This is a genomic window from Streptococcus sp. NLN64 (assembly GCF_015831295.1).
Taxonomy (GTDB): domain Bacteria; phylum Bacillota; class Bacilli; order Lactobacillales; family Streptococcaceae; genus Streptococcus.
Genome location: NZ_JADXDQ010000046.1, coordinates 1 through 13,910, shown reverse-complemented (window position 1 = coordinate 13,910; position 13,910 = coordinate 1). Strand labels below are relative to the sequence as shown.

At 43.4% G+C, this 13,910-nt stretch carries 13 protein-coding genes; 10 read left to right on the top strand and 3 right to left on the bottom strand.

The features are described 5' to 3' along the window. The first annotated feature begins 386 nt into the window (after window positions 1-386). From I2503_RS07180 to I2503_RS07155, 6 genes are all read left to right on the top strand, one after another. Window positions 387-797, top strand: coding sequence for a DUF1492 domain-containing protein (locus I2503_RS07180; RefSeq protein ID WP_196967505.1), 411 nt, complete (start codon window positions 387-389; stop codon window positions 795-797). 355 nt (window positions 798-1,152) lie between these two features. After that, window positions 1,153-1,473 carry a hypothetical protein gene (locus I2503_RS07175; protein WP_196967504.1) on the top strand — a complete coding sequence of 107 codons (321 nt, stop codon included), beginning with the start codon at window positions 1,153-1,155 and terminating at the stop codon, window positions 1,471-1,473. A 130-nt stretch (window positions 1,474-1,603) separates the two neighbouring features. Beyond that, on the top strand, window positions 1,604-2,038 hold the full coding sequence (locus I2503_RS07170) for a DUF1492 domain-containing protein (RefSeq protein WP_196967503.1): 435 nt from the start codon (window positions 1,604-1,606) through the stop codon (window positions 2,036-2,038). Window positions 2,039-2,759: 721 nt separating this feature from the next. Next, window positions 2,760-4,064, top strand: coding sequence for a surface-displayed alpha-enolase (gene eno / locus I2503_RS07165; RefSeq protein ID WP_135038330.1), 1,305 nt, complete (start codon window positions 2,760-2,762; stop codon window positions 4,062-4,064). Window positions 4,065-4,644: 580 nt separating this feature from the next. Beyond that, window positions 4,645-5,763 (top strand): carbohydrate kinase, encoded by a 1,119-nt coding sequence (locus tag I2503_RS07160; RefSeq protein ID WP_196092309.1) that lies wholly within the window; start codon window positions 4,645-4,647, stop codon window positions 5,761-5,763. After that, on the top strand, window positions 5,747-6,664 hold the full coding sequence (locus I2503_RS07155; protein ID WP_196967502.1) for a pseudouridine-5'-phosphate glycosidase: 918 nt from the start codon (window positions 5,747-5,749) through the stop codon (window positions 6,662-6,664). Before I2503_RS07160 ends, I2503_RS07155 begins: the two co-directional genes overlap by 17 nt. Before the next feature lie 78 nt (window positions 6,665-6,742). Here the strand turns inward: I2503_RS07155 and I2503_RS07150 are convergent, their stop codons facing one another. Genes I2503_RS07150 through I2503_RS07140 form a run of 3 tightly spaced genes read right to left on the bottom strand, consistent with a single transcriptional unit; the run spans window position 6,743 to window position 9,372 of the window. After that, complete coding sequence (locus I2503_RS07150) at window positions 6,743-8,062, bottom strand: FAD-containing oxidoreductase (protein WP_196967501.1); 1,320 nt, start codon at window positions 8,060-8,062, stop codon at window positions 6,743-6,745. Window positions 8,063-8,113: 51 nt separating this feature from the next. Next, window positions 8,114-8,299, bottom strand: a complete 186-nt coding sequence (locus tag I2503_RS07145; protein ID WP_196092312.1) for a hypothetical protein — start codon at window positions 8,297-8,299, stop codon at window positions 8,114-8,116. Between the two features lie 53 nt (window positions 8,300-8,352). Further along, on the bottom strand, window positions 8,353-9,372 hold the full coding sequence (locus I2503_RS07140; protein WP_196967500.1) for a lactonase family protein: 1,020 nt from the start codon (window positions 9,370-9,372) through the stop codon (window positions 8,353-8,355). 159 nt (window positions 9,373-9,531) lie between these two features. Here I2503_RS07140 and I2503_RS07135 point away from each other — a divergent pair, with 159 nt between their 5' ends. The 4 genes from I2503_RS07135 (at window position 9,532) to I2503_RS07120 (ending at window position 13,779) form a co-directional block, all read left to right on the top strand. Then, complete coding sequence (locus I2503_RS07135) at window positions 9,532-10,689, top strand: AI-2E family transporter (RefSeq protein WP_196967499.1); 1,158 nt, start codon at window positions 9,532-9,534, stop codon at window positions 10,687-10,689. After that, window positions 10,679-11,914 (top strand): tetratricopeptide repeat protein, encoded by a 1,236-nt coding sequence (locus I2503_RS07130; RefSeq protein ID WP_196967498.1) that lies wholly within the window; start codon window positions 10,679-10,681, stop codon window positions 11,912-11,914. Before I2503_RS07135 ends, I2503_RS07130 begins: the two co-directional genes overlap by 11 nt. 76 nt (window positions 11,915-11,990) lie before the next feature. Next, window positions 11,991-13,136 carry a hypothetical protein gene (locus I2503_RS07125; RefSeq protein ID WP_196967497.1) on the top strand — a complete coding sequence of 382 codons (1,146 nt, stop codon included), beginning with the start codon at window positions 11,991-11,993 and terminating at the stop codon, window positions 13,134-13,136. A 121-nt stretch (window positions 13,137-13,257) separates the two neighbouring features. Further along, window positions 13,258-13,779 (top strand): hypothetical protein, encoded by a 522-nt coding sequence (locus I2503_RS07120; RefSeq protein WP_196967496.1) that lies wholly within the window; start codon window positions 13,258-13,260, stop codon window positions 13,777-13,779. Window positions 13,780-13,910 lie beyond the last annotated feature (131 nt).

Below are 13,910 nucleotides of genomic sequence, written 5' to 3'. Positions count from 1 at the left end.
TACCCCTGGAGTCAAGACCAGCCAACTATGGTGGTAAGCAATGGTATTTTATTTGCCCCGATTGCGATACACGTAGACGGGTACTGTATGGGGTTGTCGGATCAATGGCTTGCGGTGAGTGTCAAGGTATCTATAAACAGACACGGAACAGAACCAAAACAGATTGCCAGTATTGGTGGGATATGGCATTGAAGGAAATCAGAAAACTAGAGCCGAATTTTAAACCTCCCAAAGGTTATGTAGATTATGGTGATTTTCCAAATCGTCCCAAGTGGATGAGATACCCAACTTACCTATACCATTGGAGTAGGTTCCATAAGTACATGAATAAAGGCATGACATTATGGCTTGGAGGACTCGGGCGGTGACCGTGGTAGAATATTGCTATGACTGATATTAAGAAACGATTGAACAGACTCAAGAAAATCCCTGAACGGTTGCAAGAAATCAAAAGGGAAATCGAATACTTGGAAAGTAACCCCATGCCCTTGAATGTGTTTGATAAAACACCACAGGGGAAGAGTTACAGAAACACCGCCGAAGATAGAACGATCAAGACCGTTGACAGGTTGGCAAAACTTGAAGAGGAATGGGGCGCGTGTTGCCGTGAGTATGTGGAATTGGCTAACGCAATTGAAATGCTAAAAGACCCCATGAGTATCCTTGTATTGCGGTTCCATTACATCAATGGCATGACGTGGAAGGAGATTGCCAAAGACTTGGGCGAAAGTATGGCAACCATAAACAAGGCGACAGACAAAGCCATGATAGATCTGGCGGAGTTGCTAGGCGGGTGAAATGGTGGAAAAAGGTGGACAGAATTATAATCAAATTGTTGGAAATTGTCGGAATAAAATCTTATATAGGCGGTGAAATAGAATCAAGGCAAGCTAGTAGTGTTCGTTTTTGGACATAACTCAAACTTGAGCAAAAGCATGGGGCAAGGGTGAAAATACTAGAAAATACGGGAATAAAATCTATATTGCCAACCAGCAACCAAAGCACGCGCCACAGAATCAATTTAGACGAACGAGACTATGCCATTTTAAAGCGTTAGTGCTTAGGTGGTAAGATTATCCAGAAGAATACTAGAACGCCACACAGGACGAATGAGGGGGATTGTAGAAGGTGGATGAATTAAGTAAGCACGCCGTGAGAGTGTTGAAAAATTACCGAGGTTTCCAGCAGTTGGCAGAGAGTTCTGGCAGACCTTTTTCAGTCCGTGGGGGAGAACTGGCGGAAGAGATTGAACGAGTTACCGACAACCTAGATGAATTGGCTAGGGATATCTTAGTCAATCAGTACATGATAAGGCCTAAAGATAGATTGTCACGGATAGCATTCTGTAAACACTATGGCCTGACCGTGAAGGAATATGATCAAGTAAAAAGCGAGGCCTTGCATGAGTTTGGCAATGCATATCTAGGAGGTTGCTTGCTGGAGTTGGTGGAATGTGAACAGGCAGAAGCCTAGGACTTGCTGGAAGCCATTCTGACGGCCAAACGGTCACAATTTGATTTACTAGAAAATAAAAAAGCCAGCCACTCTTGAAGTAGCTGGGAAACCTTTACACACTAAAATTATACCACGAAGGAGACAGAGAGTGAGTAAGAAGCAGACAGAGGCACAGATCCTCTTGCATGAATTACGATCTATACCCAAATTGATTGCTATTTTGAAACAAGATATTGAATTTACTAGGAGTTCCGTTTTGACCTCTCCTAAGTGGTCTGACATGAAAGTTAGTGGAGGAGTTAGAACTTCCCAGGAAAGCAAGAATATTGCGATTGTGGATATAACAGCATACAATACTGAGGAAATAAAAAAGCTAGTTGCTCGAAGGGCGGAAATTATTCAAATTATCATGACTGTGCCTGATATAGTGCTTAGGTATGTTTTGTTGGCAACATACGTCAACACCGAGACCTGTGATGAAGCTATGGAGTATCTAGACATTCGCAACAGAAATAAGTATTTTACGTTGAAAAGGGAAGCCGAAGAAAGTTTAGATATGATACTGAAAGGGACAACGTGTTGATGAAGAAGATAAGCTGAGGGAAACAATCTTTACCTCAGGTCAAAACCGAAACATGGGGTCACAGATAACCTTACGCACCAATTGAGTGCATTAGGTCAATCTGACACCCATACAGTAACAATAAAACGCAGTAGGTAACAGAACGAAGCTCGAAGGAAGCACGAGAATACCCCCACCCTGAAAAAATTTGAGTTTAAATTTTGTTTCGCCACCGGTGGTGGGGTTGATTACGGAGATATTTGCATTTTCTCGCGTACGACCCCCCTCCCCCCCTGATTTTTATCGTATTTAGAAATGCGTGTGTTTTTAAAAACACAATAGTAGCGCGGGTCTGCTGGGATTTGGTTGAATTGGCTTGCTGGAAGTCACTTAGTCAAATGTATCCAAAAACAGGCAGATTTTTGTCGGTTTTGACCCAATATGATTGTGTTATACTTGATTTAGGCAATAAAAAAAGCGTAGCTGATCGCCACGCCATTCTTGCCTACTGAACTCGTAAACGTAAAAAAATTACTTAGATTTTGCTTAGATTTTTGCTAGAAATCTAGGTAGTTATAACAACGGATATGGATGCCTGAAATATCCCAAACCCTTGTTATAGCTGGTTTTTCGGGGGATATGACTATGTATGAATACCCATCCTAAACTTTCCCTTGAAAAACCACTTTTTTTGCGTTATGATAGAAGGGTAATAAAAATTAACTCATAAGGAGAGTAAGAAATGTCAATTATTACTGATGTTTACGCTCGCGAAGTCCTTGACTCACGCGGTAACCCAACACTTGAAGTGGAAGTTTATACAGAATCAGGCGCATTCGGTCGCGGTATGGTTCCTTCAGGAGCTTCTACTGGTGAGCACGAAGCAGTAGAACTTCGTGATGGAGACAAATCTCGTTACCTAGGTCTTGGTACACAAAAAGCTGTTGACAACGTAAACAACATCATTGCTGAAGCATTGATTGGTTACGATGTACGTGATCAACAAGCTATCGACCGTGCTATGATCGCACTTGATGGAACTCCAAACAAAGGTAAATTGGGTGCTAACGCAATCCTTGGTGTTTCTATCGCTGTAGCTCGTGCAGCTGCTGACTTCCTTGATGTACCACTTTACAACTACCTTGGTGGTTTCAACGCTAAAGTGCTTCCAACTCCAATGATGAACATCATCAACGGTGGATCTCACTCAGATGCTCCAATCGCATTCCAAGAGTTCATGATCTTGCCAGTTGGCGCACCTACATTTAAAGAAGCTCTTCGTTACGGTGCTGAAATCTTCCACGCACTTAAGAAAATCCTTAAAGGTCGTGGTCTTGAAACAGCTGTTGGTGACGAAGGTGGATTCGCTCCTAAATTTGAAGGAACTGAAGATGCTGTAGAAACTATCCTTTCAGCGATTGAAGCTGCAGGTTATGTACCAGGTAAAGATGTCTTCATCGGATTTGACTGTGCATCATCTGAGTTCTACGACAAAGAGCGCAAAGTTTACGACTACACTAAATTCGAAGGTGAAGGAGCCGCTGTTCGTACAGCTGCTGAGCAAGTTGACTACCTTGCTGAATTGGTTGAAAAATACCCAATCATCACTATTGAAGATGGTATGGACGAGAACGACTGGGATGGTTGGAAAGTTCTTACTGAGCGTCTTGGTGACAAAGTTCAATTGGTTGGTGATGACTTCTTCGTAACAAACACTTCCTACCTTGAAAAAGGTATCGCTGAAGGAGCTGCTAACTCAATCCTTATCAAAGTAAACCAAATCGGTACTTTGACAGAAACATTTGAAGCGATTGAAATGGCTAAAGAAGCTGGTTACACTGCGGTTGTATCACACCGTTCAGGTGAAACTGAAGATTCAACAATCTCAGACATCGCTGTTGCAACGAACGCTGGTCAAATCAAGACAGGTTCATTGTCACGTACAGACCGTATCGCTAAATACAACCAATTGCTTCGCATCGAAGATCAACTTGGTGAAGTTGCAGAATACAAAGGTTTGAAATCATTCTACAACCTTAAAAAATAGGGAGTACTACAGAAATTGAATTTCATTCAATTTCGTAGTAGTACCCCCACACAGGTGATTAGGCAGCTATGCTGCCAATCAACCACTGTGCATAGAGAACAGTACAGACTAGTTAGTTTAACTGGTGGTTACTGTTCTTTTTGTTTATGATAAATCTGAGTTTTATATAGTGATCGTTTGGAAATCCTCGACTGCCTCTCAAGAAAAAATCTCGGATTTTTTATCTCGAGCATAGCAATTGGAAAGCTCGAAAACTAGTGTGAAAGCCTCATCCTCCGTGGATGAGGCTTTTTTCTATACCTGGAGGTCAAGTGAATTTCATTTTTTTTGGAAAAGAAAAGTGTTGGTATGGAATAACTTCGCCTTCTTCTCGGGAAACATATACTCTTTTAGTTTATCTTTTATTACTGTGTTAGCTCGTCTTGCCGTACTTCAGTACTGTCTGCGACTCGCTGCCTTGTACTAAAAGCAAACTAAAAGACTATATTATATCTCTTGATTTTTTGGGGGAGGTGGCGTATAATGAGGTTGTTGAAACAATTGTTTGGGTTTTGACAAGTGTTTAGAGAGGGGGTTTCTTGTGTTAACAGATCGTGAGCAAGAGGTGTTGGATTTGATTCGCCAGGATCCGTATCAGTCCCAGCAGGAGTTGGCAAAGCAGGTTGGCTATTCGCGTTCAACGGTGGCGAATCTCATTTCCAGTTTGGTGCAAAAGAATTATCTCCGTGGTCGGGCATATATCTTGGAGGAGTCCAAGTCGGTGGTCTGTATTGGTGGGATGAATTTGGATCGGAAGTTTTATGCCAGGGAAAAGCTGCAGATGGGGACCTCTAATCCAGTTGGTGCCAGTCTTTCGGTAGGAGGGGTTGGTCGGAATATTGCAGAGAATCTCGGGCGTTTAGAGGAGGATGTCCTCCTGCTTTCCTTGGTTGGGGATGACCATGATGGGGAGCAGCTAAAGGCTCTGACCCAGTCCTATGTCAATCTCAAGTATGTTGACAAGCAGAGTCATCATCCGACTAGTTCTTATGTGGCTATCCTGGATGAGGACGGTGACATGACCTTAGCGCTGGCTAATATGACGATTTGCGATGAGATGACCCCCTCTTGGTTGTCCAAAAATGAGAATCTATTGTTGGATGCCAAAGGAATTGTGGCGGATTTGAATCTGCCCAAGGAGAGTTTGGATTATCTCATTCAATTAGCGCGTGAGCACGGGTTGAAGCTAGCCTTGGTGCCCGTATCAGCGCCGAAGATGAAGCACCTACCTCAGGATTTAAATGGGGTTGAGTGGCTGATTGTGAATTTGGATGAATCTGAGGCTTATTTAGAGTTGAAGTTGAGCAAGAAGGTCACCAAAAAAGATCTGGCTCAGGCTTGGTTAGAGCATGGTTTGAAACAGGTTTTGATTACAGAAGGTGCGGAGAGCATGATCTATGCTCATGCGGATGGAACCTACCTTGAAGTTCAACCAGTTAAATTGGACCAGGTTGTGGATGCTACGGGTGCCGGTGATGCCCTGGCTTCGGGTGTTATTTACGGCTGGTTAAATGGAGCCTCCATCCAGGAAACCTTGCAATTGGGTTTAACCAATTCTTACTATACAATTGCCTCACAGGACACAGTTCGACCAACCTTGTCTAAGGAACGTCTTGCTAAAGAAAGAAAGGAACTTTTTACCAATGAAACAGTATCTTGATATTGCCCCTGAAGTTGCGGCAGCCCTAGAGGAAGGCCGACCAGTTGTAGCCCTTGAATCGACCATTATTTCTCACGGGATGCCTTACCCTCAAAATGTGGAGATGGCGCAAACAGTTGAAGCCATTATTCGTGAAGAAGGTGCTGTTCCTGCTACCATTGCGATTATGGACGGAAAATATAAAATTGGACTGAGCACGGAAGATTTGGAACGCTTGGCAACCGAAAAGGACGTAGCCAAGGTATCCCGGCGCGATTTAGCTCTGATTCTCGCCCAGAAAAAAATCGGAGCTACAACAGTAGCCACCACTATGATTGGGGCTCATTTAGCGGGTATTCCCTTCTTTGTAACAGGAGGGATCGGGGGAGTACACCGTGGCTACGAAGAAACCATGGATGTGTCCGCTGACCTAGAAGAGTTGGCTCAGACACCTGTAACAGTCATCTGTGCTGGAGCAAAATCAATCTTGGATCTGCCAAGAACCTTGGAGTATTTGGAAACCAAAGGTGTTCCAGTGCTCGGCTATCAAACAGAGGTTCTACCAGCCTTCTACACCAGCAAATCTCCTTACAAGCTCAATAGTCGGGTTGACTCCGTTCAAGAAATTGCCCACATGAATAAAGTCAGTCATAATCTTGGATTGACAGCCGGGACCCTTGTGGTGAACCCAATTCCAACTGAGCACGAATTGGAAGCGGACTACATCGATGGCATCATTGCTAAAGCCGTGGTAGAAGCAGAAGAAGCTGGTATTACTGGTAAAGACATGACACCATTCCTTCTTGGAAAAATTGTAGAATTGACGGGTGGTGAAAGTCTGAAAGCTAATATCCAACTGGTTTATAACAATGCCAAGGTTGGGGCACGGATTGCCAAGGCTTATAGTCAGCTAGACGCCTAATGTAGATTCCTAGTCTTGGGAAAAAGAGATAGAGAAATACCCCCGTGAGTTCCGAGCTCACGGGGGTATTTGGCTTGATTAGATATTGAACAAATCGTTTAGGTTCTCAGCCAGAGTTGGGTGGGTGAAGATTTGTTGGGCTAGGTAGGTGTATGGAATCTTATTATCCATAGCCATAGTGATGAGGTTGATGATTTCTTGGGCATTGTGGGAAAGGATGCTAACTCCAAGAATCTCTTTTGTTTCTGTATTCACAACAGCTTTAAAGGCTCCACGAAGGTCTCCGTCGACATGGGCACGAGGCATTCCGGCCACAGGCATTTCTTTGGCTTTATATGGAAGATTAGCAGCTTGAGCTTGAGCCTCTGTGAGTCCGACTTGAGCTAGAGTTGGGCTGATAAAGATAGCGTTTGGAATATTTTTGCGGTTTTCGAGGTTGTAGCTACCGTCACCTGCTAAGTAGTTGTAGACAATTCGGAAATCATCCAAGGAAATGTAGGTGAATTGTGGGCCACCATTGACATCTCCGACGGCAAAGACACCAGGGACTGTTGTTTGTAAATGTTGATCAACTTGGATAGCACCACGATCGGTCACTGCTATGCCCGTATTTTCCAAGCCAAGGTTCTGGATATTGGGTTTTCGACCTGTTGCATAGAGGAGGGCGTCAAACTCGAAATCTCCTTGGTTGGTGTTGAGAAGGACTTTACCCTCTTCTGTGTTGGAGATGTTTTGAGTTAGTACTCCGAGATGAATTTGAATGCCATCTTCTTCCAAGTAACCTTTAGCCATTTGAGCTAGGCTAGCCTCACTTCGTGGTAAGAAAGTATCAGCAGCGTCAAGGATGGTTACTTTGCTACCAAGGCGATTATAGAGACTCGCAAATTCCAAACCAATTGGACCGGCACCTAGAACACCCAAGTTTTTTGGAAGTTCAGAAAGGTTTTGAATGCCAGTAGAATCATAGACGTTCTGGCTTTCGAGCAGGCCAGGGATTGGCAATTGATTCGAAACAGCACCAGTATTGATGACGATGATATCGGCAGTGACCTCTTGTTGGTCGGTTCCGGCTTGTAGTTGGACAACCTTGTCAGATACAAATCGAGCACGCGCATCAAAGAGTGTGACCCCAGCTCCGTCTAACATCGCATAATTTTTCTTATTGAGTCGACCAGTCACGGCATTTTTTTCTTCCATGACCTGACTGAAGGTTTGATTTTGTTCAGCAGCTCGGATCAGGGTTTTGGTTGGGATACAACCGATATTGATACAAGTTCCGCCATACATTGCGGGGTCCTGTTCTACGAGACCGACTTTTTTGCCCTGACTAGCCATCTTAGCGGCTAAAGTTTTTCCAGCTTTTCCAAAACCAATCACCAATAAATCAAAATGTAACATAGGTATCTCCTTATTAAAAAAAGCACCAGTTGTAGGGCTGGTGCGTGGGTATTAGAATAGGTTTTTCAACTTATCAACTGCACCGCTAATTCCTTCGGATCCTGAAACCAATGATTTGGCTTGGTCAAGGTAAGATCCAAGTTCATCTTTGTGTTCGTCGATGAAGCTTTTTGCGGCTTCAAAGTCTTTGTTATCAATCATGTCTTTGACTTTGTTAAATAGTTCAGTTGGATTCATAGGACTCTCCTTTGTTTTTCTATTAATAGAATAGCATAATTTTCTATGAAAGGCTATTCATAAGGATTGGAAGAAACAAAAACAGCTTCGGGAACGAAAAAGTCACTGTTTAGTAGGTCTAAACGGCCAGTCTCCCTATCCCGTTTAAAGACAGAAGCGTTATCCGATTCTTGGTGAACAACAATTAAGAAATTTTGATCACTGGAGAAATTGAAATCACGAGGGAAATCCCCCTGGCTAGAGATAATTTGAACTTGTTCCAAGTTGCCATCGGCTAGTACTTTGAAAACGGCGATGGAATTATGACCGCGATTGGAAACATAAACAAAGTTACCATCCTGGCTCATGCGAATTGCAGCTACAGCATTGTCGCCCTGGTAATCGGTTGGTAAGGTTGTCTGGCTATGCAAGTAGTCGAAATCTCCAACTCCGTCATAGACCAGGGTTTCAACTGTTGAGTTGAGTTCGCAGGCGAGATAGGCCATTTTGAAGTAGGGGTGGAAGACCAAATGGCGAGGGCCGGCTCCTGCTTGTGCTTGGTATTGTGCGACAGCTGATAAATTGCCGGTATTTGAAACAGCGTAGGTTGTGACACGGTCTGCACCCAAATCACAGGTCACGAGATAGTTATCCGGTGTTAAATCTGAGAAGTGGACATGAGAGGAAGCTTGATTGGGATGAGGCCCTGACCCTTCCTGGGTAACGACATCAGCAAGAGCTAATTGCCCATCTTCCTGAATATGATAGGATGTTACCTGTCCTTTATGGTAATTAGAACCATAGACCAGTTGGCGTTGGTCATCGTAGGCTACATAGCAGAGTGAAGCACCATCTTCTAGCACATGATTCAGCAGATCTCCTTGTAAGGTATAGGCACCAATGCCTCCCTGTCCATCTTGAGCAGCAACGCTATAAAGCTTGCCTTTTGGACTAAAGGTTAAATAGGTAGGACTGGTCTCCGTGGTTACCAGTTCCAAGTCTGAAAGGTGTCCGGTTTCAGTGTTTAGGTTGGCCTTGTAAATGCCTTGTGATTTGCGTTTGGTATAGGTACCGAAATAGAGGGTTTCAAACATAAGATTCTCCTTTTTTCTCCATTATATCATAGGCATCCCCTTCCTTTTAAAGTTTCCCATCTATTAAGAGTTTTGAAGTAGGGTGAGTTTCAGCCTTGATCCAGTTATTTATGGGAAAAAATGCTACAATGGTTAGAAACGTTAAAGAAGGAGCGCGACATGCAAGAAAAGGAACGTAACTTCCATTTATCCTGGTTTTTTAGGTGGTTTTTAGATAACAAGGCCATCACCGTCTTCTTAGTCTTTTTACTACTCTTTTTAAACATTTATCTCTTAACCAAGATTAGCTTTCTTTTTACCCCAGTCCTAGATTTTCTTCAGGTTTTGTCACTGCCACTCATTATGTCAGGGTTGATTTTTTACTTGCTCAACCCCTTGGTGGATTTCCTAGAGTCTAAGGGACTCCAGCGGCTATGGGGGATTGTCATTGTTTTTGTGCTGATTTCAGCTCTTTTGGTTTGGGGTGTAGCCGTTTTGATTCCCAATCTTCGGAATCAATTTTTGGCTTTTGTCCAAAATTTCCCATCTTATCTGGATCAAGCCGAGGTGGTGCTCAATAAGTTAGTGGATCAACCGATTTTTGAGGAAGCCCGGCCTCAATTCATGGCCTTGAATAATGAAGTTTCGGAGCGGCTGACCGAGTTTGTGAGTCAGTATTCCCCACGCGCAGTTAACTGGGCTAGCAATTTTCTTACGGGGGTATCCCAGTTCTTCGTGGCAATCCTGATTATGCCCTTTATTGTCTTCTATCTATTACGGGATGGTAAGGAACTCAATCCTTATTTGACCAAGTTTATGCCAACCAAATTTCGACCAACTTTTAGTCGCGTTTTAGCAGATGTTAATAAGCAGCTAGGGAACTATGTTCAAGGGCAGATTGCAGTGGCTTTTATCGTGGCCATCATGTTTATTATCTTTTTCAAGTTAATTGGCCTTAACTATGCGGTAACATTAGGGGTTACTGCTGGCTTTCTCAATTTAATTCCCTATTTGGGAAGCTTCTTGGCCATGATTCCAGCCTTGATTCTGGGCTTGATTGCTGGTCCTGCCATGTTGATTAAAGTCATCTTGGTCTTCATCATTGAGCAAACCATTGAAGGTCGTTTTGTGTCCCCTTTGATTTTGGGGAGTCAGCTCAATATTCACCCCCTAACCATTCTCTTTGTTCTGTTGACTTCAGGTAGTATGTTTGGGGTTTGGGGAGTTTTCTTGGGAGTACCTGTCTACGCCTCCCTCAAGGTGATCGTTGAAGCGTTCTTTACTTGGTATCAGGATGTATCTGGATTGTATGAGGAGGAGGAAAACCATGAATCCTAGTCAAATTCTCTTAGAGGCTTTAGAAAATCAAAATTTAGAGGCAGCGCAGGCTGCCTTTGATCTGCTATTGCAAGAATCTTCACCGGAACAACAATTTGAAATGGCCCTTTATCTTGAGGAAATGGGGTTTTACGATCAGGCTCAGCTTCTTTATGAGAAAGTGAAAGAAGCTTATCCGGAAGCTTTTTTAAGTCTGGCGCAAATGGCTAGTCAGGAAGGGCGGACCGAGGAAGCTTTTGCTTACCTGGAGGAGATTCCGAAGACCAGTGACTGGTATTTAGCCAGTCTTTTAGTCAAAGCAGACCTTTACCAAGCGGAGGGATTGACAGATGTTGCGCGTGAGAAGTTGATGGAGGCCCAGGAACTGAGCGATGATCCCATTATTGTGTTTGGGATTGCGGAATTAGAGTTTGAGCTAGGTAATTTTCGGGCAGCTATTCAGGCTTATGCCAGTCTGGATAACCGGGAAATCTATGCCTTAACTGGAATCTCAACCTATCAGCGAATTGCCCTTAGCTATGCCAGTCTGGGGAAAATGGAAGCGGCCATTGAATTTTTAGAAAAAGCGATTGAATTGGAATACGATGATAAGAGCGTCCACGAATTGGCTCTGCTCTTATTAGAGACAGGTCGGGCGCAGCGGGCCTTGGATTATTTCCGCCAACTTGAGGCCTTGTCACCTGACATGCTGGGATTTGAGTGGGGCTATGCACGGGCGCTCAAAGAGGAACATCAACTAGAGGAAGCCTTGCGAGTTGCCAAGGCAGGTCTGGCTAAAAATCCCTTCGATGATCACTTGCTCTTGCTAGCTTCCCAACTATCTTACGAACTCCACGAAACACAGGAAGCCAAGGCTTATCTATTGGAAGCCAAGGAAGTGGCTGAAGACTTAGAAGAGATCTATTTGCGCCTCAGTAATCTTTATCTGGAAGAGGAAGCCTATGCAGACTTGGTAGCACAGATTCCAGCGGATGTAGACTCCGTTTTGACCAAATGGAACCTAGCTAAGGCTCTCTTGGCATTGGAAGAGGATGAGCGGGCTCTTGCGATTTACCAAGACTTGGCCGGAGACCTCAAGGCTAACCCAGAATTCCTAGAAGAGTACGCTTATATTCTAAGGCAAATGGGGCAGATAGATGAAGCAGCGCAAGCGGCGAAGGCTGTGCTAGACTTGGTTCCAGACCATGCGGACATGCAAGAATTTTTAAACGGATTGGATGCATAAAAGGAGCTTGGATTTCTAGCGAGCACCTAGAAAGTGTGCTATAATCAAAATAATGTAATGCTAACAAGGAGCCGTAATGAACAAAGCCATTATCGTGGTTGCCAAAACCAACCAAATTCAAGAATTGGAGACCTTGATTAAGTCCATTGTCCTACACAACCAGAACCTCCACCTCTATATTGCACATGATGGTATCGCCAAGGAATGGTTTGTTAAAATTCGCAAGCGTCTGAACCGTAATGCTGTGGATTTAACCTCTGTTCGCTTACCAGTGGCTGATGATCAAGTGGAGTTTAGCCCATTTCGTTATATCCTGGATCACTACGTGGAAGAAGAAAATGTCCTCCTTCTGTCACCGGATATGATTGTGACTGCTGACCTGGATCCTGTCTTTAAGAAAGATATGGGAAGTATCCTTAGTATTTCCAGCGTTCAAAGCCAGGATGTAGTGGAAGCAGGGTCAGATGATCGGGTTAAGGTGGTTAGTCACCATGTACCAAAATCAGTCAATTTCAAAAACTCGCTCTTGGAGGAAAAAGTATCCAGTAAAATGGATGTTTCCTTACTAATGAAAGGCAAGAAACGCAAGGGGGCCGAATCCCTAGCTGTGGTTGAAATGGAAAAAGGTCCCCTTTATCCCATCATCATTCATTTTGATACTGCTTTTAAGCCCTGGTCTGAATTGCGGAGGGTTCCTTACCAAGCTGTTTGGTGGTATTATACCAATTTGGATTGGGATGAGTTGTCCTTTACGAGCCCCTTTCTCTTAGAAAATCAAGTGAATAGCCTTTTCCAATATGACTATGTCGGCTGGGTTTATACCTACTCAGATGAGTTGCTGCATCTGGAGACCCTGGCTCGGGAATTGCCGAATATTGGCTTTATTGTTGCGGCTCCAACAGAGGTAACTGCTAATCTGATGAATCTGTTGGTTTACCCCAACATTACCCTGGCACCAGGTGTGGCCAGAGACAGCCTGCTTTATGAGGAAATTGCGCGAGAGTCTGATTTTTATCTGGATATTAATCGCTATGTGGAAGTGGGGACGGTGGTCGCGGATATGGCGACTGCTGGTAAACCCATCTTAGCCTTCGAGGAAACCAGGCACGGAGACCATGGTCAAAAAGTTTTTTCGCCTAAGGATCTCTTCTTGATGATTGAAACGATTCGCCATTTGGAAGTGGATAGCCTACTTTCTTCTATAGGTATCCATAACCCATAATTTGATTCGAAAAAAGGTTGGCCCGAAGGTCAATGTCATTAAGTTAAGGATTTCGAAAGCTCCTAAATTGAGCTTTCGAAATCTTTTTTTTGCTATACTTAGGCTCAAGGAGGTGGATAGAATGCCAAATCAAGTAAAGAAGCAACTACGAAATAGTATTACTGCTGTGATAAAGCGAGATAGAGAAAGTTTGATTCACAACCCATCTGATTTTACTCGTAATCGGGAACTATCTCTCGATAAAACGGTGAATCTAATCCTTGGTATGTCCGGGAAATCCATTTCTAAAGAATTGTTAGATGCAGATATTTGGATCACGGAATCTGCTTTTGTACAAGCTCGCTACAAGATAAAATCAATTGCTTTCCATAAAATATTCAAAGAATTCACCTTAAAAATCCCTATAAATGACTCAATCCCTATTCTAGCTGCAGATGGAAGTGACGTGAATATTCCTAGAAATCCAAAAGATGAGGGGACCTCTTTTCAAGTTGGTGAAGGAAATAAGCCGTATAACCTGATTCATCTGAACGCATTTTATGACCTTAACACAGGTATTTATACTGATGTCATCGTGCAAGATAAAAGAAGCGTAGATGAGCGACAAGCGGTCATTGATATGATGGAGGTGTCTCCCTTTTGAAACAGCTCTGGTAATCATGGATAGAGGATATGAAAGTTACAACCTTATGGCACATTTTGAGCAAAAAGGATGGAAATATATTATCCGTGTCCAGAATGGTCTGGAATCTTTTGCATCAAGATTTCATTTAC

Coding starts and splice junctions, on each gene's coding strand:
- I2503_RS07150 (WP_196967501.1), bottom strand. CDS start 8,062: ATGTTACATTTTGATTTATTGGTGATTGGTTTTGGAAAAGCTGGAAAA.
- I2503_RS07140 (WP_196967500.1), bottom strand. CDS start 9,372: ATGTTTGAAACCCTCTATTTCGGTACCTATACCAAACGCAAATCACAA.
- I2503_RS07155 (WP_196967502.1), top strand. CDS start 5,747: ATGAAACAGTATCTTGATATTGCCCCTGAAGTTGCGGCAGCCCTAGAG.
- I2503_RS07135 (WP_196967499.1), top strand. CDS start 9,532: ATGCAAGAAAAGGAACGTAACTTCCATTTATCCTGGTTTTTTAGGTGG.
- I2503_RS07130 (WP_196967498.1), top strand. CDS start 10,679: ATGAATCCTAGTCAAATTCTCTTAGAGGCTTTAGAAAATCAAAATTTA.
- I2503_RS07180 (WP_196967505.1), top strand. CDS start 387: ATGACTGATATTAAGAAACGATTGAACAGACTCAAGAAAATCCCTGAA.
- eno (WP_135038330.1), top strand. CDS start 2,760: ATGTCAATTATTACTGATGTTTACGCTCGCGAAGTCCTTGACTCACGC.
- I2503_RS07125 (WP_196967497.1), top strand. CDS start 11,991: ATGAACAAAGCCATTATCGTGGTTGCCAAAACCAACCAAATTCAAGAA.
- I2503_RS07120 (WP_196967496.1), top strand. CDS start 13,258: ATGCCAAATCAAGTAAAGAAGCAACTACGAAATAGTATTACTGCTGTG.
- I2503_RS07145 (WP_196092312.1), bottom strand. CDS start 8,299: ATGAATCCAACTGAACTATTTAACAAAGTCAAAGACATGATTGATAAC.